This window comes from Serratia sp. LTN-2, from assembly GCF_059740205.1.
This window is the reverse complement of the sequence record NZ_JCAXDO010000004.1, coordinates 67,556-91,976: the sequence shown is the minus strand read 5'-3', so window position 1 is coordinate 91,976 and position 24,421 is coordinate 67,556. Positions and strand designations below refer to the sequence as shown.

General features: G+C 56.8%; 23 protein-coding genes and 2 pseudogenes. 12 read left to right on the top strand and 13 right to left on the bottom strand.

Going from position 1 to position 24,421, the window contains the following annotated elements; all coding sequences use genetic code 11:
* The first annotated feature begins 223 nt into the window (after positions 1-223).
* Complete coding sequence (leuE, locus tag AC6BYQ_RS10305; protein ID WP_016928933.1) at positions 224-862, top strand: leucine efflux protein LeuE; 639 nt, start codon at positions 224-226, stop codon at positions 860-862.
* Positions 863-1,021: 159 nt separating this feature from the next.
* Positions 1,022-2,521: an aldehyde dehydrogenase family protein gene (locus tag AC6BYQ_RS10300; RefSeq protein ID WP_019454273.1), complete on the top strand. Its 1,500-nt coding sequence runs from the start codon at positions 1,022-1,024 to the stop codon at positions 2,519-2,521.
* Positions 2,522-2,554: 33 nt separating this feature from the next.
* Here the strand turns inward: AC6BYQ_RS10300 and feaR are convergent, their stop codons facing one another.
* Positions 2,555-3,454, bottom strand: a complete 900-nt coding sequence (gene feaR / locus AC6BYQ_RS10295) for a transcriptional regulator FeaR (RefSeq protein ID WP_019454274.1) — start codon at positions 3,452-3,454, stop codon at positions 2,555-2,557.
* Between the two features lie 225 nt (positions 3,455-3,679).
* Here feaR and AC6BYQ_RS10290 point away from each other — a divergent pair, with 225 nt between their 5' ends.
* Positions 3,680-4,402 (top strand): acid phosphatase, encoded by a 723-nt coding sequence (locus tag AC6BYQ_RS10290; RefSeq protein ID WP_019454275.1) that lies wholly within the window; start codon positions 3,680-3,682, stop codon positions 4,400-4,402.
* A 35-nt stretch (positions 4,403-4,437) separates the two neighbouring features.
* Here the strand turns inward: AC6BYQ_RS10290 and AC6BYQ_RS10285 are convergent, their stop codons facing one another.
* Both AC6BYQ_RS10285 and AC6BYQ_RS10280 read right to left on the bottom strand, forming a co-directional pair.
* The gene (locus AC6BYQ_RS10285) at positions 4,438-5,079 is read right to left on the bottom strand and encodes a DsbA family protein (RefSeq protein WP_498056833.1); all 642 of its coding nucleotides are present in this window, start codon (positions 5,077-5,079) and stop codon (positions 4,438-4,440) included.
* A gap of 108 nt (positions 5,080-5,187) precedes the next feature.
* Positions 5,188-5,592 (bottom strand): Exc2 family lipoprotein, encoded by a 405-nt coding sequence (locus tag AC6BYQ_RS10280; RefSeq protein ID WP_498056832.1) that lies wholly within the window; start codon positions 5,590-5,592, stop codon positions 5,188-5,190.
* 195 nt (positions 5,593-5,787) lie between these two features.
* On the opposite strand from AC6BYQ_RS10280, the gene AC6BYQ_RS10275 reads away from it, so the two are divergent.
* Positions 5,788-6,036: a hypothetical protein gene (locus AC6BYQ_RS10275; protein WP_019454278.1), complete on the top strand. Its 249-nt coding sequence runs from the start codon at positions 5,788-5,790 to the stop codon at positions 6,034-6,036.
* On the opposite strand, the gene AC6BYQ_RS10270 is transcribed toward AC6BYQ_RS10275, so the two are convergent.
* Positions 6,033-6,800 carry an NAD(P)H-dependent oxidoreductase gene (locus AC6BYQ_RS10270; protein WP_498056831.1) on the bottom strand — a complete coding sequence of 256 codons (768 nt, stop codon included), beginning with the start codon at positions 6,798-6,800 and terminating at the stop codon, positions 6,033-6,035. The two genes, AC6BYQ_RS10275 and AC6BYQ_RS10270, sit on opposite strands and share 4 nt — an antisense overlap.
* A gap of 84 nt (positions 6,801-6,884) precedes the next feature.
* On the opposite strand from AC6BYQ_RS10270, the gene AC6BYQ_RS10265 reads away from it, so the two are divergent.
* Entirely contained in the window at positions 6,885-7,265 is a 381-nt protein-coding gene (locus tag AC6BYQ_RS10265; protein WP_063918802.1) for a winged helix-turn-helix transcriptional regulator, read from the top strand.
* Here AC6BYQ_RS10265 and AC6BYQ_RS10260 read toward each other — a convergent pair.
* A complete protein-coding gene (locus AC6BYQ_RS10260; RefSeq protein WP_440528739.1) occupies positions 7,262-7,843 on the bottom strand; it encodes a flavin reductase in 582 nt (193 codons plus the stop codon). The genes AC6BYQ_RS10265 and AC6BYQ_RS10260 overlap by 4 nt on opposite strands.
* Before the next feature lie 174 nt (positions 7,844-8,017).
* Here AC6BYQ_RS10260 and AC6BYQ_RS10255 point away from each other — a divergent pair, with 174 nt between their 5' ends.
* From AC6BYQ_RS10255 to AC6BYQ_RS10235, 5 genes are all read left to right on the top strand, one after another.
* Positions 8,018-9,619 carry an ABC transporter substrate-binding protein gene (locus AC6BYQ_RS10255; protein ID WP_019454282.1) on the top strand — a complete coding sequence of 534 codons (1,602 nt, stop codon included), beginning with the start codon at positions 8,018-8,020 and terminating at the stop codon, positions 9,617-9,619.
* 276 nt (positions 9,620-9,895) lie between these two features.
* Positions 9,896-10,420 (top strand): cytochrome b561, encoded by a 525-nt coding sequence (gene cybB, locus AC6BYQ_RS10250; protein ID WP_498056903.1) that lies wholly within the window; start codon positions 9,896-9,898, stop codon positions 10,418-10,420.
* 53 nt (positions 10,421-10,473) lie between these two features.
* On the top strand, positions 10,474-11,760 hold the full coding sequence (locus AC6BYQ_RS10245) for a hypothetical protein (RefSeq protein WP_498056830.1): 1,287 nt from the start codon (positions 10,474-10,476) through the stop codon (positions 11,758-11,760).
* Complete coding sequence (locus AC6BYQ_RS10240; protein WP_019454285.1) at positions 11,757-12,932, top strand: hypothetical protein; 1,176 nt, start codon at positions 11,757-11,759, stop codon at positions 12,930-12,932. The genes AC6BYQ_RS10245 and AC6BYQ_RS10240 overlap by 4 nt, the downstream gene beginning before the upstream one ends.
* A 16-nt stretch (positions 12,933-12,948) precedes the next feature.
* Positions 12,949-13,653, top strand: coding sequence for a hypothetical protein (locus AC6BYQ_RS10235; protein ID WP_154747787.1), 705 nt, complete (start codon positions 12,949-12,951; stop codon positions 13,651-13,653).
* 3 nt (positions 13,654-13,656) lie between these two features.
* Here AC6BYQ_RS10235 and AC6BYQ_RS10230 read toward each other — a convergent pair whose 3' ends face one another.
* Entirely contained in the window at positions 13,657-14,757 is a 1,101-nt protein-coding gene (locus AC6BYQ_RS10230; protein ID WP_498056829.1) for a hypothetical protein, read from the bottom strand.
* Positions 14,758-15,250: 493 nt separating this feature from the next.
* Here AC6BYQ_RS10230 and AC6BYQ_RS10225 point away from each other — a divergent pair, with 493 nt between their 5' ends.
* On the top strand, positions 15,251-15,784 hold the full coding sequence (locus AC6BYQ_RS10225) for a hypothetical protein (protein ID WP_498056828.1): 534 nt from the start codon (positions 15,251-15,253) through the stop codon (positions 15,782-15,784).
* Between the two features lie 51 nt (positions 15,785-15,835).
* Here AC6BYQ_RS10225 and AC6BYQ_RS10220 read toward each other — a convergent pair whose 3' ends face one another.
* The 6 genes from AC6BYQ_RS10220 to AC6BYQ_RS10195 all read right to left on the bottom strand — a co-directional run bounded on the left by AC6BYQ_RS10220 (position 15,836) and on the right by AC6BYQ_RS10195 (position 22,443).
* Positions 15,836-16,054 carry a TM2 domain-containing protein gene (locus AC6BYQ_RS10220; protein WP_015376761.1) on the bottom strand — a complete coding sequence of 73 codons (219 nt, stop codon included), beginning with the start codon at positions 16,052-16,054 and terminating at the stop codon, positions 15,836-15,838.
* Positions 16,055-16,508: 454 nt separating this feature from the next.
* Complete coding sequence (locus AC6BYQ_RS10215) at positions 16,509-17,288, bottom strand: alpha/beta hydrolase (protein WP_498056827.1); 780 nt, start codon at positions 17,286-17,288, stop codon at positions 16,509-16,511.
* 724 nt (positions 17,289-18,012) lie between these two features.
* On the bottom strand, positions 18,013-19,344 hold the full coding sequence (locus AC6BYQ_RS10210) for an O-antigen ligase family protein (RefSeq protein ID WP_498056826.1): 1,332 nt from the start codon (positions 19,342-19,344) through the stop codon (positions 18,013-18,015).
* 73 nt (positions 19,345-19,417) lie between these two features.
* Positions 19,418-20,404, bottom strand: coding sequence for a fimbrial protein (locus AC6BYQ_RS10205; RefSeq protein ID WP_156785395.1), 987 nt, complete (start codon positions 20,402-20,404; stop codon positions 19,418-19,420).
* Between the two features lie 176 nt (positions 20,405-20,580).
* On the bottom strand, positions 20,581-21,162 hold the full coding sequence (locus AC6BYQ_RS10200) for a helix-turn-helix transcriptional regulator (RefSeq protein ID WP_498056825.1): 582 nt from the start codon (positions 21,160-21,162) through the stop codon (positions 20,581-20,583).
* A 477-nt stretch (positions 21,163-21,639) separates the two neighbouring features.
* A complete protein-coding gene (locus tag AC6BYQ_RS10195) occupies positions 21,640-22,443 on the bottom strand; it encodes a hypothetical protein (RefSeq protein ID WP_166729610.1) in 804 nt (267 codons plus the stop codon).
* Positions 22,444-23,249: 806 nt separating this feature from the next.
* Here AC6BYQ_RS10195 and AC6BYQ_RS10190 point away from each other — a divergent pair.
* Positions 23,250-23,351: pseudogene (locus tag AC6BYQ_RS10190) on the top strand (transposase); the annotation flags it as partial.
* Here the strand turns inward: AC6BYQ_RS10190 and AC6BYQ_RS10185 are convergent.
* A pseudogene (locus tag AC6BYQ_RS10185) lies at positions 23,348-23,868 on the bottom strand (transposase); the annotation flags it as partial. The pseudogenes AC6BYQ_RS10190 and AC6BYQ_RS10185 overlap by 4 nt on opposite strands.
* Positions 23,869-24,421: the final 553 nt, after the last annotated feature.

Sequence of the window (24,421 nt, the reverse complement as noted above, 5' to 3'; positions counted from 1 at the left end):
TGCGGTTTCGGTGTTAACCAGCATAGTGACGGGCCGTTAGCGAAACACGCCGACTCTTGCTTTTTAATTCGGCGCCGACGTTTTCAACAATCTTTCGACAATTTTTAACCAACAACATGAAGTTTATTACGTTGCCAACCCGCTTGCACGGCGTTAGGATCGCGGCCGGCCACGGGCGTGGCCAGTGTTTTTGCCTGTTAGTTGCGCGCATGGAGAGGTTATTGTGTTAGAGAGTTTTGGCGTCCTGAATTTATGGACCTATTTGGCCGGGGTGGTCTTCATCATCATTCTGCCGGGGCCGAATACGCTGTACGTGCTGAAAACCGGCGTATCGCGCGGCGTGCGCGCCGGCTACACCGCGGCGCTGGGCGTGTTTATCGGCGATGCGATCCTGATCTTCTGCGCCTATATCGGCGTGGCTTCGCTGATCCGCACCACGCCGTTCCTGTTTACCCTGGTGCGTTTTCTCGGCGCGATTTATCTGCTGTTCCTCGGCGCAAAAATCCTCTACGCCACCTTCGTGCAGAAGGCGCAGGCGCAACAGCAGCAAATTGAAGGCGGCCACAGCATTCTGCGCAAGTCGCTGACGCTGAGCCTGACCAACCCGAAAGCGATCCTGTTTTACGTGTCGTTCTTCGTGCAGTTCATCGACTTCAACTACGCACACACCGGGCTGTCGTTCACCATTCTGGCGCTGATCCTCGAAGCCGTCAGCTTTATCTACATGAGCACGCTGATCTTCTCCGGCGCGATGCTGGCGCATTTCTTCAATCACAAGAAAGGCCTGGCGAAGCTCGGCAATGGCCTGATCGGCCTGCTGTTCCTCGGTTTCGCCACCCGTCTGGCGACGCTGAGTTCGTAATCCCTCTCGGCCGGCGCCCGCCGGCCGCAGTTAACTCGTCCGTCACGGCAAAATGACACGCAGGGCAAACCGAATGTCAGGCAGACCAAAGCCGCCGCTTTCCCGCTGATATAGACTTTCAGGGTTAACCCTAACCTGATGAGCCTGATCGGAGGATGTATGTCTGACAATACCGTAGCCGTGCTGGATAGCGTATCGCGTTTTCTCGATCGTCAGCATGGGCTGTATATCGACGGCCAGTGGCGCGCGTCCGCCGCGGAAGGCCGCCTGGCGGTGTATAACCCCGCCAATGGCCAGCAGATCGCCACGACCGCCGACGCCAATGAACACGACGTCGCACTGGCGGTGCAGTCCGCCCATAAAGCCTTCAGCGAAGGCGTCTGGGCGCAGCGCCTGCCGGTAGAGCGCGAGCGCATCCTGCTGCGCTTCGCCGATCTGGTGGAGCAGCATGCCGAAGAGCTGGCGCAGCTCGAAACCCTGGAACAGGGCAAATCGATCAACATCGCCCGCGGCTTAGAAGTCGGCAACACCCTGAATTGGATGCGTTACACCGCCGGGCTGGCGACCAAAATCACCGGCCAGACGCTGGACGTGTCCATTCCGATTCCGCCGGGCGCCAAATATCAGGTTTATACCCGCAAAGAGCCGATTGGCGTGGTCGCCGGCATCGTGCCCTGGAACTTCCCGCTGATGATCGGCATGTGGAAAGTGATGCCGGCGCTGGCGGCGGGCTGCTCCATCGTCATCAAACCGTCGGAAACCACCCCGCTCACCCTGCTGCGCATGGCCGAGCTGGCGAGCGAAGCCGGCGTGCCGCCGGGCGTGTTCAACGTGGTCACCGGCCGCGGCACCGTGTGCGGCAAGGCGCTGACCGAACATCCGCTGATCGCCAAAGTCAGCTTTACCGGTTCCACGCCGGTCGGCAAAAGCATTGCGCGCGCCGCGGCGGATCGCCTGACCCGCGTGACGCTGGAGTTGGGCGGCAAAAACCCGGCTATCGTACTGAAAGACGCCGATCCGCAGCAGGTGATCGAAGGCCTGATGCTCGGCAGCTTCCTCAACCAGGGGCAGGTGTGCGCCGCCAGCTCGCGGATTTATATCGAAGCGCCGATTTACGACCAGCTGGTGGCCGGTTTTGAACAGGCGGTGAAATCGCTGTCGGTCGGGCCGGGGATGGATGCCGGCGCGCAAATCAACCCGCTGGTGTCGCTTGCGCACCGCAACAAGGTGGCGGCCTATCTGGACGACGCCCGGGCGAAAAACGCCGAGCTCATCGGCGGCGCGGCCGGGCCGGACGCCAACGGCTTCTACATTCCGCCGACGCTGGTGATCAACCCGGACGATCGGTTGAACCTGACGCGCGAAGAAGTGTTTGGCCCGGTGGTCAACCTGATCCGGGTGGCGAGCGCCGAAGAGGCGCTGAGCAAGGCCAACGACACCGACTTCGGGCTGACCGCCAGCCTATGGACCACCAGCCTGCAGAAAGCGATGGCGCTGACGCCGCGTATTCAGGCCGGCACCGTGTGGGTCAACACCCATACGCTGATCGATCCGAACATGCCGTTCGGCGGGTTTAAACAGTCGGGCAGCGGCCGCGATTTCGGCCCGGATTGGCTGGACGCCTACACCGAATCGAAATCGGTCTGCATCCGCTATTGAGTGAAGCGGCGCGGGCCTGCCCCGCGCCCAGACTTATTGATATTGCCGGCGGTATTCGCTCGGCGACATGCCAAAGCGCTGCTTGAAAGCGGTCGAGAAATGGCTGTGATCGGTGAAGCCCCAGTCGAGGCCGATGCCAGCCAACTTCTCCTGACCGGCGGCGCTGCGCAGCGCCTGCGCACACAGATCCAGCCGGCGGTTCCTGATGTACTGCGCCACCACCAGCCCCTGTCGGGCGAACAGCCGATACAGGCTGCGCAACGAGACTCCCAACTCGGCCGCCACCCATTCCGGGCGCAGCTGCGCCGACTGGATATGCCTGTCGATCAATGCCAACGCCTTGTCGAAAACCGACGGAGGCCCCTCCGGCCGCGCCTGTTCGAGCGCCAGCGCCGGACGCAGCAGCGCCGCCAATGCATTCAGCACCGCTTCGCTTTCCGCCGCGGCGAGCAGCGGATCCTGCATGCTGCTCAGCACCAGTTGGCGGCTGAGACGCACCGCGCTGAGCTCCGCCCCCAGACGCCGCGCGCACGGCGGCGGCAACGGCAGGCAGCCGCGCGGCAACAGCAGAGAAATTTGGCGCGAATCGCGCTGGAAGGTGAAACTGCTGGGCTGTGAGGCGTCAATCAGCGTCATATCGCCGGGAGAGAGCACCGTCTGGCGGTCGCCCTGCTCCATCAACGCACTGCCGCGCAGCTGGAAAACGGTAAAAAAGTGCGCGCCGTCGCTGCGGGCGATCTCGCGCGGCGTGCGGTACAGCCGGGCCTGGGACACATCGACCACGCTCAGACGCAGCGCATGGGCGCGGAATTCCTGCATCGCTCCGCTGAAGCCCGGCCCCAGCGTTTTCGCGCAGAACCTGCCGCAGGCGGTGTTGATTTTCCCCAGCCACTCTTCGAAGCCGGCGTCCCGGAGCGTTGCCAATGCCGTCATGATCTCTCCCTTCGAACAGCAGCAGCGCTGCGCCGTTGAACAGAAAAACACCATAACAATCCGTTAACACACAATCAATGATCAACGGGGGATTTGGCGCCGCGATCACAATTCACCGGGCGCGTTGTCATCAATTCGCCACGAAACCGTCATCGCATCATCACAACCCTCATCAAAGATACAAGGCTGCTGTTCCCTTCACTTTGACACCCTGGACCTGATCCGATGAAATCATTGCAAAAATCCGCTTTGGCGCTGTGCTTGTTTACCGCCAGCGCGCTGGCCGCGTTCCACGCGCAGGCGGCAGAGGAAGCCCAACCGTTCACCACCGCGCAGCAGGTGGATCTGACCCACATTCTGCCGCCGCCGCCGGCCAACGACTCGGCTCAGACCCAGCGCGAACTGCGGGAAGTGCTCGACATGCAACAGAAACGCACGCCGGAGATGGCCAGCCAGGCCAAAGCGGATGCGGAAGAGAACGTTTGGGTGTACAGCAACGTGATAGGGCCGAAGTTCAACGCCCAGGCGTTGCCGGCCGTGAGCGCCTTCTTCGATCGCATCGTCGCTACCGAAGCGGCGGTGGTCGATCCGGCGAAAGATTTCTGGAAGCGCCCGCGCCCGCATATGCTGGACAGCCGCATCGAGCCGATCGTCAAACGCTCCAGCTCCGGCTCCTGGCCTTCCGGCCACACCACGCTGGGCACGCTGATGGGCATTACCCTGGCCAACATGGTGCCGGAGAAGCGCGCCGCCATCATGACGCGCGCCTGGCAATACGGCGACAACCGGGTAGTGGCGGGCATTCACTACCCTTCCGATATCGAGATGGGCCGCATCGCCGGCAGCGTGATCAGCCAGCAGCTTTCACAGCAGCAGGATTTCCAGCAACAGTATCGGCAAGCGCGCGACGAGCTGCGTCAGGCGTTGGATTTGCCCGCGGCAAAATAGACCCGGCGGCTAGCACCGGGCCCAGGCGGCCCGGTTTACGGCTGTTTGTCCAACAGGTAACGCACCACCGCCGCATACTCTTTGGCGTAGCCTTCGACGCTGGTGCTGGCCATGCCGGCATTGTCTATCTTGTATTTGCCTGCCACGTAGAACGACGGGGTGCCGCGCACCTCGAACGCTTTCACCGCTTCGTTCTGCTTGGCGATCAATCCTTTGACCAGCAGGCTGTGGCGCGCGTTTTCGTAGGTGGCGGCATCGATGCCGGCCGCCGTGAACACCCGCGGAATATCCTCGGCGCCGTTGACGGCGCGCTGTTTCTGCACCGCTTCGAACATCGGCCCTTCAATCTTGTCTTCCACGCCCAGCACCGTCGCCACCGCCCAGGCCTCGGTCAGCTCATTGCCCAGTTTGCCCATTAGGCTGACGTGATATTTGGTCAGCTTCTCGCCGGCGGGCAGCGCCTGCGCGACAGTGCTGCCTACGCGATAGGTTTCGGCGAACTGATAGCAAGGGCCGCAGTAGAAGGAGAAAAATTCCACCACCGCCGGCGCGGTGGCCACCGGCTTATCCAGCCGGGTGTATTGCTCGCCCGCACGGTAATCCGCGGCCTGAACCGCGGGTAACGCCAACATCAATACGACGGCGGCGGCGAACGAACGCTTAACTTTTGCCAACATAAACACTCCTGGTTTCATCTATGAACATCGTCCTTAGCGGCGGTTTTTATAATCAAATAACCGCCAGAAGACCAGTTTTTATTACCTTCTATTTGTGAGGGATTATGTTCAGCGCCCTTCGTAGCCGTCCCAATAGGCGCCTACCGCCTCCTGCGAGAGCACCTGACGGCGTTTAGGATTGTCGGAGCCGCTGTAGGCGCGGTTGATGAAGACGGTTTTGTGTTCCATGTTCTGCTGGAATTCCGGGCTGGCCAGATAGTCGGCTTTTTTCTGCGCTTCACTGCGCGCCACGCCCGCCGCGCGATCCTTTTTCCCCATTTGGTAGAATTGTTCGAACATCGGCACGGCGTTTTTAATGCTGCCGTTCACGTCGGTGCGGAACCCCGGCTCGAAGTCGTCGCGGGTTTGATAAATGTAGTGCTTGGCATGCAGCTCAGCGCTGCTGAGATGCTGGGTGCAGGCGCTGAGCGCCAACAGCGGCAGCAACAGCGCCGCGCTTTTCAGTCTTTTCATATCGTCTATCCCTGTCAGTGAGGAAGGTTCCTTCAGCGCCACGAGCATAGCGCTGAACGCCCGCGAACGCCAAACGGCAGGAGAGAGTCATCTTATTGTTTTATATTAATATTATATGCATTGATTGGTATTCATTGCCTGAAACACTATGCTTTAACAGACAGGGCAAAACACTCACCGACAGCGAGGTGGCCAATGAAACCGATCGACAAAAACGTGGGAGAGTACGACCTCACGGCGGAAAAAAAAGCGGGCATGATCACCGGCACGATCCGCGGTGAACTGCCGGACAGCGACGCCAATCTGCCGCTGCTGCCCTTCTCCGGCACCTTCGCCGGCCCCAGCGTGGCCGAAGCCATCGCCGATATTCAGCAGCAGTTCCCCGACATCGAACCGGCGATTATCGACGATTTGCGCGAGGAGCTGCTGAAGGCCGGGTTTTAATCCGGATCGCGGTGCCGCACGAACGGGCTGTAGACCGGCGCATCGGGTTTCAGCGCCAGATCGGCGTCAAAATCCTCATTGCGGTTGAACGGCACCGCCGGCCAGGCGGAAAACGCGTTCAAACCGTCCCGATACGCCTGCGTCACCTGCACCAAAGCGGCGTTCTGCGCCTGCAGAGCCTCGTCCGTCAACCCGCCGCGCACGCCATAGACCAGGAACGGCTCCAGCACGCTAAAGCCGATATAGTGCAGCGCATGCATGATTGGCCACAGCATCAGCCGCATATCGCCGTCACGCCCGTCCGGCGCACAGGCCTGAGCGGAAGCGCCGGCGGTGACGGTCAGCAGCGCCCGCTTGCCGCGCATCACGCCGTTCTCATGGCGGTGGCGGCTGTCGTAGATCCCGCCGTAAACGAACACCCGATCCATCCAGCCCTTGATGATGGCCGGCGCGCCGAACCACCAGAAAGGAAACTGCAGTACCAGCGTATCCGCCCAGCGCAGCAGCTCAATATGCCGCCGGATCTCCGCCGGCAGCGCCTGGATCGTCCAGTGATGGCGCTGCTCCTGCATCGCATCAAATCTGTCGGCCTGCTTTCTGCTGGGGTAGTGGCCGGCGCCCTCGCGCGGATCAAACCCGTCCTGATACAGATCGACCGTCTTCACCTGGTGCCCCTGCGTCAGCCAGGCCTGCCGCGCCTGTTCAGCCAAATGAGCATTGAAAGAATGCGGCTCGGGGTGAGCCAGCACAATCAGCACGTTCATCCTGTTTCTCCCGTTGTAAGGTGGTGCTGTTATGCTGTGGCTTTCTCACCCCCTTGGCAATTACGCACCTGAAGGTAACCCCCAATGGCTTATCCCGGCGACGTCTATTCGAGCAAGTGTTCCGCGCGCGATGCGCTGGCGCTGATTTCCGGCAAGTGGGTGATGCTGATCCTGCCTGCGCTGGCACAACGCCCGATGCGCAACGGCGAGCTGCTGCGCCGCATCGACGGCATTTCGCAGAAGGTGCTGACACAAACGCTGCGTCAATTGGAACGCAATGGGCTGCTCGAACGGCTGGATTTAAGTGAAAAGAATCAGTCGCATGTGGAATACCGGCTCAGCGCCGTCGCCTGCTCGCTGGTCGAGACGCTGGCGGCGCTGGATAAGTGGGCGGAATACCATTTCCCCGAGCTGGACGCCGCCCGCGAGCGCTATGATGCTGACCGCAGGCGCAAGGCCGATTAAAGCGGTTTGGCCCGCAGCGTCTCGCCGCTGCGCACGAAATTGCCCGCCCCCAGATGATGAATGGTGTGCAGATCCGCATTGTCGGCGGTGAAGTGCCAGCGCCCCTGTTGGAATACCCGTTCGTCCGCCGCCGCGCTCAGCACCTCACCGAAACAGGTGTCGTATTTTTCCTGCGCGCCGCTTTCCGGCAGCAACCGACACTCCAGCCACGCCACGCAGCCCTGTTCGATCAGCGGCACCTGCAGCGTGGCGCTCGGCGCCGCGGCGATGTGGAAGCGGGAGAACTTGTCGTCGTCCAGCCCGGACACGCTGCCGACCGCGTAGGTGGCGTCGATGAACATCGCCGCCGGCACGCAAATACCGAATGCGCCGCTCTCTTCGATCATCTGCCGACTGTGTGCGCCTTTATCGACCACGATGGCGATGCGCGGTGGGCTGAACTCCACCGGCATCGACCAGGCGGCGGCCATCACGTTGCGTTTGGCGCCGTCGCGGCTGCGGCTGGTGATCAAGACCGTCGGCCCGTGGTTCAGCAGGCGGCTGGCGTGTTCGAGGGCGACAGGGCGAAAGTGGCTCATCGGGAAATCCTTGCGAGTGAGTGATTGTCCCGCAGTGTAGATCTACGCCGTAAAGGCAAGCAATGCGGGGCGCACAGAATGCGCAGATGAGAGGCTTGTTCCCCGTCTCGCCATCCGTTATCTATAGTTAAATCAATTCGCCGGTAACGGCCCATTCCACCTGAGGATCTTGCCTTGACGTTTTTAAAACACCCTATCGCCGGATTGGCGCTGGCCGGCTGCGGCCTGTTGTCGGCGGGCGGCGCGCTGGCCGCTTCCGATGCGCTGGTGTACTGCACCGTCGCCTCGCCGGAATCATTCAACCCACAGCTTTCCAGCTCCGGGCCGACCTTTATCGCCACCTCACAGGTGCTGTACAACCGGTTGGTAACGCTGCGTGAAAGCGATAAAACGCCCGCTCCTTCGCTGGCCACCGAGTGGAGTGTCAGCCCGGACGGCAAGACCTATACCTTCACCCTGCGCCAGGGGGTGAAATTCAACAGCAACAAATACTTCACCCCAACGCGCGACTTCAATGCCGAAGACGTGGTGTTCACCGTGATGCGGCAGAAGGATCCCGCTAACCCCTACCACAAGGTTTCCGGCGGCAACTATGAATACTTCACCGACATGGGGCTGGATAAACTGATCACCAAGGTGGAAGCGGTGGACGAGCATCACGTGCGCTTCACGCTGAGCCAGCCCAACGCCGCCTTCGTCGCCGATTGGGCGATGGATTTCGCCTCGATCCTGTCCGCCGAGTACGCCGACGCCATGTTGAAAAAGGGCACGCCGGAATACGTCGACAACTGGCCGATCGGCACCGGGCCGTTCGCGCTGCAGCAGTACAAACAGGATTCGCTGATCCGCTACATCGCCAACCCGCACTACTGGCAGGGCGAAGTGGCCAGCAAGCACCTGATCTTCTCCATTACGCCGGATCCGCAAACCCGGCTGGCCAAGCTGAAAACCAACGAGTGCCAGATCATCCCGGCACCGCTGCCGGAGCAATTCGCCGCCATTAAGGCCGACAGCAACCTGCAGCTGCACGATATTACCGGGCTGAACGTCGGCTATCTGGCGTTCAACACCCAGAAAAAACCGTTCGACAACCTGCTGGTGCGCCAGGCGCTGAGCTACGCGGTAGACAAGAAAGCGATCGTCGCCGCCGTGTTCAAAGACAGCGGCACCCCGGCCAATTCGCTGCTGCCGCCGGGCATGCTGGGCTACAACGATAAACTGCCGGAGTACGCCTACGATCCGCAGAAGGCGCGCGAGCTGCTGAAGCAGGCCGGGCTGGAGCAGGGCTTTGAGACCGACATCTGGTCGATGCCGGTACAGCGCCCCTACAACCCGAACTCGAAGCGCATCGCCGAGATGATTCAGAGCGACTGGGCAAAGGTGGGCGTGAAGGCCAAGATCGTCACCTGGGAGTGGGGCCAGTATCTGGCCGGGCTGCGCAAAGGTGAACAGCAGAGCGCGCTTTACGGCTGGGTGTCGGACAACGGCGATCCGGATAACTTCGCCACCCTGCTCGGCTGCGCCGGCGTGCAGAGCGGCGCCAACGTGGCGCGCTGGTGCGATAAGGATTACGACAAACTGATCCAGCAGGCGATCCAGGAGAACCAGCCGCAGGCGCGCGCCAAGCTGTATCAACAGGCGCAGGTGATCTTCGCCAAACAGGCACCGTGGCTGCCGCTGGCCACCGGCAAGGTGTTCTACGCCACCCGCAGCAACCTGAGCGGCTATGTGGTGGACGTGAACGGCAGCGATTTCGCCAAGGCGAAATTAAACTGACCCCAGGGCGCCGCAGCGGGGCTGCGGCGCCACCCGCCTCATCGCTTAATAAGCTGCCAGCCTCTGAACCTACCGCGCATTAACTTCACAACTTACGATGCTAACTGCCTCCCCTGACGCCAGGCACTTAACCCACTAAATTCATAGCTTAATAAGCCTATCCCCCTGGCATTTTGCTTAAACTGCATGCAGGCGCTTTCCTCGCCTGTAACATTTCGTTACCATCGGCGCACAGACCCTTTAACATCAGAAGGTAACCCGGTGCCAAACACCTACATGCCGTGGCAAATCCGCCTGCACTGGCTGGTGGCGATCCTGCTGGTCATCACCTGCGCCGCCATCGAGCTGCGGGGCTTTGCCGAGCCGGGCAGTGCGCCGTGGTACGTGCTGGTCGTCACCCACTTCAGCTGCGGCGTGACGGTGTTTGCGCTGACGATCGCCCGCCTGTTCCTGCGCTGGCGTCACGCCACTCCCGCTATCACGCCCAAGCCGCCGAAGTGGCAAACCGGCCTGGCGCATCTGACGCATACCCTGATTTACCTGCTGCTGTTGACGCTACCGGTACTGGGAGTGTATTCGCGCTATCTGGGCGGCAAAGAGTGGTACCTGTTCGGCCTGCCGATGCCGTTCGCCGAGGTGGCCGATCGGCCGCAGGCGCGGATGATTATCGGCTGGCACAAAACGCTGGCGTCATTCGGCTACTGGCTGATCGGCCTGCATGCCGCCGCCGCGCTGTTCCACCACTACATCGTCAAGGACAATGCGCTGGTGCGCATGCTGCCGTTGATGAAAAAGCGCTGAATACCCGGCGCCAGGGATGAATTTTCGGGCCACGCCCGCTGACAGGGAATGACATGCAAACCCAATTTTTTCATGTGACCGTCGAGCAATGCGCCTGCCAACAGACGGCGCCCGACAACCTGGTGAGGCTTATCGCTTCCGGCCAAACGTTCTTTTTTTATCGCGACGACTTCAGCGACAGTGAAAACCTGCTGGCCACGCTCGCCGCCGGCGATCGGGTGAAGATCGGCGCTCACCGCCTGCGGGACGGCAGCTACTGGCTGCACTGGCTGTTGCACGGCACGAAAGGCCGGCTGGAGCCCGACAGAACGCTGAAATACAAGCTGAAATACTTTGCCCTGCTGTTGCTGGGCATCGTGCTGGCCGGCGGTTTCCCGGCGGGCTTTTTCATCATGGACCGGGAAGACTCCTGGCTGACCATCGTCCTGTTCTTTATCGCCATCATCGCCGGCCTTATCGGTGTTGGCATGGTGTTGTTCGTCGGTTCAGAGCTTCTGCTGATCGGGCACCGCGGCCGCAGGCGCCTGCTCAGGGCGCTGGATCGCGTGCTGCTGGGGCAAGACGTCACGCCGCCCGGCTCACTCAGCCTGAAAATCCCCGGCATCAAATACCGGGCCGCCCGCGCAGACACCGTGCCGGCGACCGCACCGCTACAGACTGCGCCTCCCCTTCCGAACGGCGTCGAGGCCTCCGGCATCGAGACGGTCAACGCCCTGAGCTACGAACTCTGCCAATATGAGCTCCCGCGGCAGGTACAGTATTTGGACACTTATGCGTGGCGTCAGAAGGATACGCACTTCGCGTTGACGACCCGCGCGCTCAACGTCCCCAATACCAAACTGCATCCGGTATTTCGTCGGCAACATCCGCTTTTCATTGCCAAAGGCGACCCGCTGCAGGTGTTGTACTGCGAGAACGACGTCATTCCCGAGTTGCCCAAGGTGCGTGGAATCATCAATCACCGCGACCGCCAGACCTATCTCATCGGCGGCAATCGCTACTTCACCGAAGCCGGCCTTAACCTGTGCGCACGCGCCGTCTTCATTCTCGGCGCGATCATGATGTGCATTATGCTCGCCCTGATAGTGTGGGATAACGCCGATACCCCAGCCGGCTTTCACCTGGATGCCTGGACCCTGAAGCGCCTCGGCAGCGAGTTGCCGCCGATTCTGCTGCTGATGATGCTGATGGTCAGCGGCCTGGCGCTGCTGATCGAGGGCTTCGCCCAGATCTGCCGCCTCTACGCTTTTGACCAGCACCGCACGTTTAAGACGTTCAAATACCTGCGCACTCTGCGCCGCAGGCTATGGCGGCAGGAACAGGTGACGGAGCTGAAATGATGACGTTAGCGCTTTATAAAAGACCTCTTCTCATCCTGACGCTGTTTTTGGCCAGCGCGCTGGGCTTTTATTTCCTCGCCCCTGAGCAACGCTACGCACAGTGGCAATGGACCCAGGGCGACGAGGCGTTGCCGACGATAGCCCGCTACGATCTCATCCACAGCTACCCGGCACAGGACGGCGCTCTGCTGCTCACCAGCAAAAGAAGTGAGACCAGCGCCTACAACAGCTTTTACGGCTGGGCGGCCAACTACCTCAGCCAGGTGCTGTTCGTCGGCCCAAAGGGATTGCAAATGCTGGGGGAGCTCGACGAATCGATCCACGATGCGGTTTGCAGCGCGCAAGAGTGCGTGCTTTTTCTGTCCAAGGGGCGCCGGCTGGTCGATGTGCAGCGGGGCACCATCGGGCCGCTGCTCCCCTGGGCGGAAGGCGATGACAATCTCCCGTCCTTGATCGGCGGCAAACTGGTGGCGCTGCCGGGAAAACGCGCGCTGTATTTCATCAGCACCGAGGGCATTTTCTACAGCCCGGACTTCGGCGCCCATTGGCGACAGACGCTGAATCTGCCGGCGCTGCTGGACGAGCGGCAGCTGCTGGGCTTTGAGCGCGGCGAGGAAGAGTCATCGACGCGTTTCGGCAAAGCTGCTCGCAAATCCATGCCCGAGATCTTTACCGCCGTTGATGGCGATCGCGTGCTGTTCTGGATGAACCCGGTGCTCGGATCCGGCGCGTTGCACATCGCCGTTAACGGCAAAACCGGCGAGATGACTGAATGGCATTGGCTACTGGTGCGCGTGAACGAAAGCGCGCAGGCCCCGGATGGCGGCATCTACCTGATCGCGCAGACGCTGGACAGAGGGCTGTATCAGCTCCTGCGCTATCAGCCCGATGGGCAGCTGACGGCACTGCTGGAAAATGGCGATAAATCGCTGTATCAGCTGTGGGCGGGCAACGACAAGCTGGTTGCCCAAACGGATAACGGCGATGCGCGTCTCTCGCTGATTTTCGATCTGCGTTCATCCGACGTGCGCTACCGGCAACCGTTGGAGTACCGCTACAACGGGCGCGACGACGCACGCCAGACCGTGGTCGAACCGGAAAGCCACTACGACGACGCCCGGGATACCCCGGCGCTGCCTTACTTCGTTCGCTACCGCGCCACCACGCCGTGAACATGAGGAACTTGCCATGCTGTTAGGTTATGGCGCCGGCGTCGCGGGGCTGTTGGCGCTGTTGTTGGCCTTGCTGCTCGCCGGCATCCTGATCGCCTGGTGGGGCTGGCGCTACGTCGCCGCCCGCTGCGGCCGCCCGCGTCCGCCGCTCTCCTGGGGCGGCTATCTGCTCGCCTCGGCGCTGGCGGTGTACCCGGTGGCATGCATGCTGGCGCTGATCGGCACCCTCATCCAGGATATCAAGAGCCAACGGGCTGAAGATCGTTGGAACCAACGCAGCTACCTGACGCTCGACGAGGCCAGGCCGTTTGGTGAGATCGCGCTGCCAAAAGGAAGCTGGGTAAACCGGCAGGATCCGCGCCTGCCCGGCAGCGAAAACAGCCCCGTTACGATGAACGGTGTCACCGCAGTGCGCTTCCCTCAGCCGCAAAACGTGGCCGGCGTGCCGATCGTCGCCTTCGAGGTTTCACCGCCGGTGATGGAGCTGGCGAGCGCGCATACCTTTACCCGCCCGAGCGGCCAAACGGTACGCTGCGAAGCCGGTTGGCTGGTCACCTTCTTTTTGCCGCCGGATCGGCCGGCCGTGCAGTGGGAGGAGTGGCAAGCCGGGCTGCCAGCGGCGGCGTTTCGACCCAGCGGTTGGACGTTCAGGGAATGCTTCTCCGGCAGCCCGATCGCCGTGCTGACCCTGCAGAACGGCGAAGTCAGGGTGCTGCCTTAAGCATCATGCCGTGGCGTTGGGCAGGCGCACGGTCACGCGGTTATTGGCCGTGGGCAGCTGCAGCGGCGCGTCCTGCCAGCTCACCGCGACAACCAGAACCGGCGGAGCCGCCACGCGCGGCTCGCGCCCGTCCGGCCCCACGCTGTAGGCATCCCATTCAATCACGAACACCCCGCCATCCTGCGGCTCTACCCGCTCGACGAAAAAGGTGGTGTCCGCCCCGCGCCCGCCCGCCGGTTTATGCGCGTAAGAGAGTAGGCTGAACCACTCGCCGGCAAAATACAGATGGTACAGACCGTCGACGATCTGCTCGCCGCGGAACTGGCAGCCGCCGACGCTCAAGCCGTCGCCCGTCGGGGATTCCGCCACGCGTTCGAGATCGCGTACCAAGAGATCGGTCGGCCTGTTATCCAGCAATAGCTCATAAGGCGGCGCGTGCAGCAGCGCGGCGGGATCGTCCGCCTGGCGCAGATCCGCCGGTAACCGCGAACGCGCCGCCAGCGTGCGGCCGCTGGGCAAGGCGATCTCCAGACGATCCGCCGGATCCTCCACCCACTGCGGCACCCACAGGCCACGCACCGGATGCAATGGCGTAGCCTCCACCTGCCGACATCTCGCCCGCAGCCGCGCCAGCGCCTCGGCGGCACCGGCGGCCAAGGCTTCCTGTTCGCGATCGGTCAGCGCAGGCAGCGCGTACATCGCCCGGGCGGCAGGTTCGTATACCGTCAGCCCCTCACCCTCGCGGCTGCGGGTCGGAATCAGGCGCAGCTTGCCACCGTCCACGTCCTGCGGCGCCGCACAGGCGCCATGCACCACCGCTCCGTCGCGCAGCAGCAGCGTCCAAAAGTTGGGGCCGCCCATGCCCAGCTCCCCTACGCCGCCGATCTGCCGGTCGCTGTCATCGACGTGCGCTACCTCAATCGGTTGCGAACGCCAGTCGGTCTTGCGCCACTCGGCGGCCTGCCCCTCGGGTTGTTGCGCGCCTTTAGCGGCGTATTTCGTCCACTGCAGCAGGGCAAACAGCGCGATGCACAGCGCGCCGAGAATCGGGTAATCCCGCCAAATCAGCAACCAACCGACGATCAAAAGGGCCCAGGCGGCCATGACGATATCCTTGTTTCAACAGAGAGCGGCCGCCTGATTCTAGCGCAGGAAACATAAGGGGTTGAAGCCTATGCCATGAATAATTAGCCGTTAAATAGAAAGATAATAATTTCAGAGTTATTTCTGTGACTATGAAGATCACATAAATAACGCTTCATAGAGTGCTTTTAACGTAAAAAGATAACTACCTGTATATCAATATAATATTTACCCCTTGTTAAAAACCGGAAAAGGAAAGCGGAAAAAAACTGCAATAATTTGTGCATATTCCAAACATTGACTATGTTTAGACATACTATTTATATGCAGTTGGACACAAGCAAAGACACTGACAGCAATTAAAAAAGTCCGTTTTTTAACGGGCGAGGAAATATTTTATCGACAATATTCCGAGGAGGCTTTATCTCCATGGAAAGGGGTAACTTTGCGTTTTATCAAGCCAATAGGCTACACACCGCAATTAATATCATTATTAGCATTCCGGAGAGCGACAATGAAAATCGTTACAGGCATTATCCTTACCTCTGTGGCCGCCTTCAGCGGCGTGGCTTACGCGGCCGATGCGCAGCCTACCACCGGCAGCGCGGCGGTGATGCTGGAACACGTGCACGCCGTGATGGAAAATGGCAGCCCGGCGCCGCAGCATGACGCCGCCTGCAAAAAAGAACTTTCCATGCCGGAATCGAAATATATGGGCATGAAGGTCAAAACCGATTACATCATCAACAGCAGCACCATGATGATGTCGGCCAAGTCGATGTTCCCATCGCCGGATTCCATGAAACCGATGGAGCTGACGGTCGATCTCTCCGCGCTGGGCCTGGCGGATGTGTATGCCTTCGGCGCCTTTAAACCGGCGGCGCTGCCACAGGCGTATATTTATTTCACCATCGACAAGAATTTTAAAGATCCGGTCAGCACCTTTATGATCATTAACCAAGGCAAGCAATATAACTGCGTGATTTCCAGCTCGAATAAAATGATGAGCAAAGAAATGCGCGGCAAGATGATGATGAAGAAACAGTAACGGAATGAAAAACGGCGCTTCCCTTAACAGGAAGCGCCGCCAGAAAAAGCATTAAATCAGACCAGGATTGTATTTCTGGTTGAATTTCTCTTCCGACTGGAACAGATAAATAATACCTTCGATAAAGCCGACAATCGCCGGGATCCCCGTCCAGCAGAACAGCAGGTAGAACAGCCCCCACCACTTCATCCCTAAGTAAAACTTGTGAATGCCCAGCCCACCCAGGAAGATGGCCAGCAGGGCCGCCGCGAGCTTGTCTTTTCTGCTCATAGTGCACTTCTCCTAACTTCTCACCGAACCACCGGCATGTCCAAAAACGGATGCCGCTCCACAGAGCGCCGCATCGCAATGCTTGAGGAAGAAACATTCACCCATCAAGGCTCAACAGGGGTAATTATAACAGTGATTAATTAAACGGTTGTTTAACCGGGGAAAGGCAAGCAAAAGACGTACGGCAGGAGAAGGAATATTCCTGCGGCGAAGGCTCAACACTTTAATATCTTGTTGTTTTTAAAGTGGATAATGTGCATGTATTCATGACTATCATGCCAACCGTTGACGCCGCGCTAAGCGTGTTGCCCCTAGGGGGCCATATCCTTGTCGACTATTTTATTTTCCCTGGTGACTTCCCACTGACAATCTAGGTGACTCGCATTGATAGGATTCGCAGCGTCAGCCCGGACTAACAGCAATAAAATCGATCTTGAATAACGCTATGTCTATTCTAAAGCCCGTCATATTGTGGACGATGCCCAGCGATCAGGTTTGCCACCTGTGCATAATCCTTAATAACGCCGGGGTGGCGCCGTCCGGTGCAAAAAACAAAGCTACAGCGCTGTTCATTACCGATCAACTTCTCCGCCAAATTTCTGGCTCGCAGCGTAGGCGTGGCGTTCATTCTAAGGATCTGCATTTTCTCTGTTTCATTACTTTGGGGATGAAGCTTTTCTTCATACTCTCCCACCATCAGCGTGACCTGATTGACATGTTCATCAATGGCTAACTTGCCGTCAGGAATCAACGCCCCATTGCCCCACCAAATGGATGGACTGGCCGCTAAATAATTTTGAAATGCATCAGGATGATTAAACAGGGTATACAACACAAAATGACCACCGTGCGAATGGCCTGCCAGCGTTTGCCGATCTACGTTGACAGGATAATGCGCTTCGACCCATGGTTTAACGCATGCGGCAATAAACTGATAAAACGCTGCCGCTCCGCCCCCTTCCGCAAACTCTTTCTCTCCTGAGGGAACCGTATAATCGCGGGTTCTTGCCTTCAAGACATCCACCCCGTCTTGATAGCCAATGCCGACATAAAGAATATCCCCATCGCGTTTTCTGTTGTTACGTTCCGTCACGACCGAAAACTGGGAGTTAGCATCCAAAAGATACAGCGGGTTCAAATTACCGCCAATCCCCCTGCGATGAGAGATAAAGACTCTGTATCTTTGACCATTAAAGACAAAACACTTCGTTCTTGAAATTAAATCTTCACACATAACAACCTCACTTGTTTAAATGAATTAATCGCGTTAATGCCTTTCTTCTCAGATAAGAAAAAGACGGTGAGGTCCCAACGTAGCAACGCATATTCCCGTTTACGACGTTTGTGTGTTGTGCGATTTATGGCACGCAAGCCCAGGTATTGCATCATGCGCCGGATTAATAGGCTTTAGCTTTGCGGCAGAGTCGGTGACGGAGTGTACGAAAGGGAAAGTTAAAAAGTGAGGTGGTGCCGATAACAGGAAGAGAGAATGGTGCCGATAATAGGAGTCAAAAAACGAAACTACCACATTGATTCATAATGATTTTAAAAAAAACAAAAAACCAACTTACACTCAAAGATACACACTAACATCGTCTTAAGGCCAATAGCCTAACTCCCGGCTGTCTTACGAGTTGATGAGGAGCATAAAAAAGATTTACAGAGAAACTGTGCACCCTATTCACAACTTATAACTTTTCCTTTTGTTTCAATTTAATATGAACTTAGCTATGAACATTTACCTGTGCACTGCTATTCATCTGTAACTAAATGGTTTAGCTCTACGGACAGAAACCGGTGCCAATGTGGGGAACCGCCGTCGTTCTGTTACAGCTCACTTAGGCTACAGATATGATAATTGAGTGAAGCTTTATAGATAAATCACTGCCACATTATTGCTAAAGCTATTACTTCAAAGCTTTTTTACCCTGCTCCCTTACCCAGCCAACCTTGGCATTTCACATATATTCTGCCGCCATGACAGACAGGATAGCCAAAGAAAGCGCCAACATCGGCCAACGCCAATGCCGCAGCAACGCGCCACGCGCCAGACGGGGGCAGACCAGGCGATCGAGCATAGCCAGCAACATCAAAAACACCAATCCATGCAGCGCCGAAAGGTGAAATGGACTTTTAGTTAGGATATTCAGCGCCATCGGCAGTAGCGCCAGACACAGAGCCAGCGCCTCCCCCGCCGTTTCCTTACTGCTTGCGAAGGCCCATCGGTCGCGCCAGCGAGCGCGGGTAACCAGCTTCAAACCTGCCCACGCCAGCATCCCCACGCCCAGCAACGCCGCCACACCGCCTTCTGCTCTCCACAGGACCGGCTCGCCCGGGGGATGACGAACAATCTCGGCCGCTCTCCTCGGTGGAGTTTGATCTTCACGAACAGGCTGGAAGCCGTATTCAAACCCGCCATAGCCCCAGCTGAACAGCGGCTTTTTGGTAATCATCGCCAGCTGGCTGCTGCGATCGTCATCTACGCCCTCATAACTGGCATAATGCAGCATACCTCCGGACTCATTGCTTATAAGCAATATCACTACCGCCACCAGCGCGGAGCAGCTCACCCATGAGGAAACCGTGACAACATCCCGCGGATAACGCCGCCGCAGGAGCAGGACAAAGCCCCCCAACACAACCCCTCCCGCCAACCAACCGATGCCGGATTGCACCCATACCAGCGCCATTGAGAGCAACGCCAACATCGCGGCCAAAGCCCGGCGACGCCAACCTTCGGCACGGGCCTGCGGCAGGCGAAATCCTGGCAGCAAAAACGCCATTAGCGCCAGCGCCAGACCGGTGGCGAACAAGCTGGCCAGCAAATCGGGCTGTTGAAGAATACCGAAGGCGCCTTGCACGTTCGATAAAGCAAACAGTTGCGACAAGACAACCATCGCCTGCGCCGTTGCCGCAAAAAGGATCAAATACAGCACGGCATAACGTTGCCGCGCGGTCATGCACACCTGCAGCCAGGTGAAATAGAACATCATCCCTGCCACTATGCCGGCCAACCGCCAGATGGCGGCGTTTCGCCACTCAGCCTGAGCAAAAAACATCGGCAGCGCCAACAGCAGACCTGCGAGCAACATTGTACGGCAGAGGGGGGTTATCACCATGCAACGCAGCGATACAGCCCCCCAGCATACCGCCATCAACAGAGCGGCGCCGCTACAGACCAGCAAATTAAGCGGTAGCGCCAGCCCCAATCCGCTAGCCTGGGGAATATAAATTACCGCCGGAATAAACAGCAGAAATATAAATATGAAAAATATACGCTCAAACAGCATAGTTGTACCGCCAAAAAATAGAGCGAGTTGATGCCTCATGGCGCCATATCGCGCCATGAGAGTGTTGATATAGCTAGCGATAGTTGACGTTCAGTATGATGCTTTTACTCGCTGCCCCCATCTGCAGCGTATTTTTTACGTTGAGCTCGGTTTTATAAGTGGCCTGAAATTGATTGCCGCTTTGCACATTGTCCCAAAAACTCACGGGGGTCTCGAAGGCAACCTTCACGCCTTTTTCCCGGATGCTGAAATAGGTGCCGTTGCCCATATCTAATGCGGTATTGTTCTCCACCACACCGCCGCCCGGAGCAGAAAATATTAAGGCGACGCCCAGCTTGCTGCCTGCGTGACAGGCAGGGCTCTTGGTTGCGGTGACGGTAAGATCGCGGGTGCCAATCACTCCCGGAGCAGCAATGGAGGTAATAACACCAAAATCAATTTCCCGCGGTGCATCGATCGTCACGGAGCAAGTTGAGACTTTGATCGCCCCCAATCCCTGCAAAATATATCGATAGTTTTTACCTGGCGTAGAGTTAATCCCGCGCCAACCGTCCAGCTGAAACACCGCCACCGAGTCGTTCCCACCCTCCTTGATTTCGCCCGTTTTCTCCAGGTAGACCTGATATTTCACCAGGCCCTTTTCCGGTTTGTTATTCAGTCGCCACATATCGGTTTGCACCTTGCTGCCGGCCTTGACGATGCCAAGATCCGCATCGTTATAAATCAGCCCCATGCCAATGCCGGGGCGCACCACATCGCCCACCGGATTGCCATAAAAATAGACCCACTCCTCCTTCGTGCTGCCGGTCGCCCAGCACACCACGCTGCGGGTCATGGTTCGCGAGGTCCATAGCCGGCTGCCCACCGGCAGATCGGCGGCTACGGTTAGTGCACCGATGTTTTCCGTTTCCTCCGTGATGCCGTTTTCACTGTCCAGATGGCATTCCAGCGCCAACGCTCCCTGCGCACAGGCCCATAACACGCCGCAAAGGCTCAATGCCAATGGGCTAATCCGCTTTCTCCCTGTTTTCATCACGCTATCTCCAGTGGTTTTATTCACATCGGCATCTACAATGCCGAACGTCCAAAAACCTGCGGCCTAATATGACCAGCCGCGACTAACGCGCGTAACGAAAATGCGATACACACGCTAAGGCTTAATATCAGCCCCTGGATGAAATAAGAAAGAAGTTACGTTACTAATTTGTTATTGCTTTAGAATATTGCCAATCTATTTTATTCTGATAAATTCTCCAGCAACCAATATTGCAGCTGTCGGTTATTCTTCAGCCCCAGCTTGCGCAAGGCTCGTTGTTTATAAGCATTTACCGTTTTTACGCTGAGGCCCAATATGATGCCCGCTTCAGTTTGCGAGCGCCCTTTGCGCAGCAGCTGCAACACCCGCTGTTCCCGCCATGTAAACGCCACCGGGCTAGTGTGCGGCTCATTAGGGACGTTCTGAGTTGCGGATATTTCTGGCATTTCCAGTAACGCCGACAACACGCGGCGCGCCTGTTCCAGCGACGCCCACACGGGCAGCACCCGCCAGGGCGCCACGACTCCTTTTATTTGTGATGCTCTTCTTTCCATCACAACGCAAACCATGCCACGCCGGTAGATCACCCGCACAGGCACGCTCAGCGCTCTGCCTGACATACGCACAATATCGGCAACCACCGCCTGCAAACCTCGGGCAAAATAGTTATCCGCAGCTGATACCGATACCACCGCTGAACGGGCCACACTATCCAAACCGAGATTGCGCGCATGCCGGTGGCGGCATAGGAATGCGGGATCATGCTCTAACAGAGGTAGCATTATTATCTCCTGCCGATTTCGGCATGTTCTTTGAAGAAACAGAGCCTGATGGCATATCAACTCATGGTTTTATGATAAGAATGGTTAATTAAAGGCAGCAAAATAAATATAAAAAACCGAATAATTCAGAATTTAAAACCAAGATAAGCAATAAATCACCTTATCATTCAGTGCATCCATCTGTTTTATGGCTTCCCCCCTGATTTTTTCTGCACTATTCAAGCAATAATTTATTTTTTCCACGAAGCAATGTGCCCTCCAGCATAAAAATAAAATAACATAGAAAAATCAATAGATAACAACTTAATGTTCGATATAGAGGGCAATAACCGTATCACATTGACCAACTTAGCTTCCGGCGGATGAGTCAGTGGATAATCAATAGGATATTAGCCACTATAGCAATCTGTTCCAGCTGCACCTCGCAACCCGCAGGGTACCGTGCAACGATACCGTAGTGGCATGGAGCCTGGATAATCAGAGATACTCCACCACGTAAACGAAGGTACTTTGGTATTTGCCAGCCGGAACGGTTGGAAGTGGGGTATCCATCCCGAAGCGGATAACCAAAGGCATAGACACGCCGGCAACACCCAGGATCGGCTTTGCCGGAGGCTGGGTCCATAGGCTGAGGCCGGGTGTGGGGTAAACCATCGACGCCCCAACGACCGACAAACGCACGTTTGTCATTCCCGCTCCAACGCACGATAATCCATAGGGGGCATCAATGACCGGAATTGCTTGCGTCAGCGTGATTTCAGTAGGCCCCAACAGATTACATTGGATATTTGCAGTTTGAGGCGTTCCTGAATAGGAGGCACTTACCCAGCCATATGCAGACTTGCACAGCTTAATATTTATCGAAAGCCCATTTCCCCACGTTTGGCCAACTCCCATATAGGGTAATGGAACATTCAGGACATAGGCGTTAATGTGTTGCCGTATCGCAGCATCGAGATCTCCCGGCCCTTCTGTCGGAAAGCAGGGAAAATCTGTTCCCCAACGTTTGCCAGTGTTGGTAGAAGATATATGCTCCAGCCGCACAGAGACGCTGCTGCTACTGGCTGTAGTCCCCCCCGGGTTGTAAAAAAATCTTCCCCCATATTCGAGGCTACGGATATATATCGTGGACTGGTCACGGGAGTAGAGCACCACATTTGAAATATTGTTGCCGCCAGACGTCGGTAATTGTTGTAGATCCTTCAGGGTATAACTTAGGCACGAAGATGACATCAGAGCGTATGATGCCAGAGAGAAACAAGAGAGATGCCGTAATTTCATATAATTAACATCCTTTTCATAAGCGTATAGTATTACGCATAGTGAGTGACACTCGAGTCATTGACAGGAGAATAAAAATTCAGAAGACGAGGAACACAACAATATACATCCGAATGGCTAAGCAACCACCTGTTTTACCTGACATTAGCCAATTGAATTTTATCGATAGAAATACCGAAAAATGCTGGATAGAAACCCACGTAAAAAAAACAATTTAGAACACCCATCATCATTACTGCTATAGGGCCACCATCATACCCCCCCTTTTTTTCGTCAACAAAATAAACATTGAAACATGAATAAATCAAAATATAAACCTGTGATTATGAGTTATTAAGGCTCAGAATACTGCCATACCCCCTCTGGCGCATGCAGTTAAGAAACTTCTCCTATAGTAAAAACAATAAACTATTTCCCTCCCCCTATTCAAAGTGTGCCAATGTGGCCATCAAGAGATGTTAATAGACATTAACTGACAGCTTAGTGAATATCCCCCGTTGCCAGTGAGGGAAATTCATGAGTGTAAGTCCAGAGCATTGCTATTCCAGACATTACGACTTGACGTTATTTCGACACAAAGGAAATAAACCACCATCCCTATCACAGCATGCTCGCAAACTTTCTCTCAACAAGATTATATATAGTAGACATTCAAAACGGAGCCTTTACGTTTATCGATTAAGATATCATTAGACCTGGTTTATATTTAATAAATTAGCTCCTGTATTTGTAAGTATCCCGGTAAAACGAACTATTCATTTTTAAAGTTCTTCGACATACTGATGATATCCCTTGAGGAGATCGCCATGTGCAAAGCCCGATTTGCCAATCACCAGGACATTACCGTTCTGAAGTCTGTCGAACCCGAACGTACCGTCAAGGATGTCTGCCGCGAAGCGGGAATAACTCCGCACAGTTGTCCGGTATCCCGCAGGTCAAGGTGGATCTTGCGATAACCATAAACACAACCCGACTTCAGCCAGAACTGCATTATCTGCCCCGTCGGCTGCAGGTTATCATGATGCCGCCGTGAATCCGGCTGCTGAAGCCAGGCGCAAAATCCACCCGGATGCACATCCAGCATCCGACAGAGCAGGCGAACAGGCCAGTAATGGTTATTGTCACAGAATCAAGGCGTACCTCAGTCGGTCTTCTTTGCGAAGGACGCCGCGGCTTTGTTTAATATATCCCGTTCGTCGTAACCTGCTTCAGTCCCTTCCGGAGGCGTCGGATCTCAGCCTGAGCGTCCGACTGGACTTTATTGGTTGGGGAATCTGGGACATTTACCTTTATCCAGGCATAAAGACGGCGGGTGGTGAGACCGAGACGTGTTGCCACGCTGGAAACAGATTGGTCGCGATCAACAACCTGTTTTACCGCTTCAATTTTAAACTCTTCGGGATAATACTTACCGCTCATGGGCACCTCTCTTTAAGCCATCTTAAATGACTCTGAGGTGTCTGTTAAACTCGTGGCGATTTAAGATTCCAGGGAGGTAGACCATGCTCCTTGCCAGTCAAAAACCTGTCCACGTCAAAAAATTCATGCAGCCGCTTAACGCTACGCCACAATTGCCAATCAGCAAGGGCAGAGACAAACCCTCGGGAGAAGCCGTTTGGTTTGACGGGGGTATAAACTCGCCGCCGTCTTTGACAATAATGTACTGGACGTCTTGCGCATCGCATCGACCAGCACCGGGTCGAGCACCTGCCGTCTCACTTGATTGATGACCCGGAGCTGATCCAAGGTGCCGGAATAACCGCGGTGGTTCGCCCGGTAGACAAAAGCATTAGGTGGGTTCTAATCCTAAGTTCGGGGTGCCACGGGGGCCACACGGGGTTTGAGTCACGGGAAGCTGACGGTTACAACCGCACTCCCTTTTTTAACACCAGGGGTTGCGCCCTGCAGTCCTGCAGTTTTCACGCGTAGAGGTAGAGTCCGTTGCCGATTGCGCTCCATGTTGTACCATCCCGGTTTC

Coding starts and splice junctions, on each gene's coding strand:
- AC6BYQ_RS10300 (WP_019454273.1), top strand. CDS start 1,022: ATGTCTGACAATACCGTAGCCGTGCTGGATAGCGTATCGCGTTTTCTC.
- feaR (WP_019454274.1), bottom strand. CDS start 3,454: ATGACGGCATTGGCAACGCTCCGGGACGCCGGCTTCGAAGAGTGGCTG.
- AC6BYQ_RS10290 (WP_019454275.1), top strand. CDS start 3,680: ATGAAATCATTGCAAAAATCCGCTTTGGCGCTGTGCTTGTTTACCGCC.
- AC6BYQ_RS10285 (WP_498056833.1), bottom strand. CDS start 5,079: ATGTTGGCAAAAGTTAAGCGTTCGTTCGCCGCCGCCGTCGTATTGATG.
- AC6BYQ_RS10280 (WP_498056832.1), bottom strand. CDS start 5,592: ATGAAAAGACTGAAAAGCGCGGCGCTGTTGCTGCCGCTGTTGGCGCTC.
- AC6BYQ_RS10275 (WP_019454278.1), top strand. CDS start 5,788: ATGAAACCGATCGACAAAAACGTGGGAGAGTACGACCTCACGGCGGAA.
- AC6BYQ_RS10270 (WP_498056831.1), bottom strand. CDS start 6,800: ATGAACGTGCTGATTGTGCTGGCTCACCCCGAGCCGCATTCTTTCAAT.
- AC6BYQ_RS10265 (WP_063918802.1), top strand. CDS start 6,885: ATGGCTTATCCCGGCGACGTCTATTCGAGCAAGTGTTCCGCGCGCGAT.
- AC6BYQ_RS10260 (WP_440528739.1), bottom strand. CDS start 7,843: ATGAGCCACTTTCGCCCTGTCGCCCTCGAACACGCCAGCCGCCTGCTG.
- cybB (WP_498056903.1), top strand. CDS start 9,896: ATGCCGTGGCAAATCCGCCTGCACTGGCTGGTGGCGATCCTGCTGGTC.
- AC6BYQ_RS10245 (WP_498056830.1), top strand. CDS start 10,474: ATGCAAACCCAATTTTTTCATGTGACCGTCGAGCAATGCGCCTGCCAA.
- AC6BYQ_RS10240 (WP_019454285.1), top strand. CDS start 11,757: ATGATGACGTTAGCGCTTTATAAAAGACCTCTTCTCATCCTGACGCTG.
- AC6BYQ_RS10235 (WP_154747787.1), top strand. CDS start 12,949: ATGCTGTTAGGTTATGGCGCCGGCGTCGCGGGGCTGTTGGCGCTGTTG.
- AC6BYQ_RS10230 (WP_498056829.1), bottom strand. CDS start 14,757: ATGGCCGCCTGGGCCCTTTTGATCGTCGGTTGGTTGCTGATTTGGCGG.
- AC6BYQ_RS10225 (WP_498056828.1), top strand. CDS start 15,251: ATGAAAATCGTTACAGGCATTATCCTTACCTCTGTGGCCGCCTTCAGC.
- AC6BYQ_RS10220 (WP_015376761.1), bottom strand. CDS start 16,054: ATGAGCAGAAAAGACAAGCTCGCGGCGGCCCTGCTGGCCATCTTCCTG.
- AC6BYQ_RS10215 (WP_498056827.1), bottom strand. CDS start 17,288: ATGTGTGAAGATTTAATTTCAAGAACGAAGTGTTTTGTCTTTAATGGT.
- AC6BYQ_RS10210 (WP_498056826.1), bottom strand. CDS start 19,344: ATGCTGTTTGAGCGTATATTTTTCATATTTATATTTCTGCTGTTTATT.
- AC6BYQ_RS10200 (WP_498056825.1), bottom strand. CDS start 21,162: ATGCTACCTCTGTTAGAGCATGATCCCGCATTCCTATGCCGCCACCGG.
- AC6BYQ_RS10195 (WP_166729610.1), bottom strand. CDS start 22,443: ATGAAATTACGGCATCTCTCTTGTTTCTCTCTGGCATCATACGCTCTG.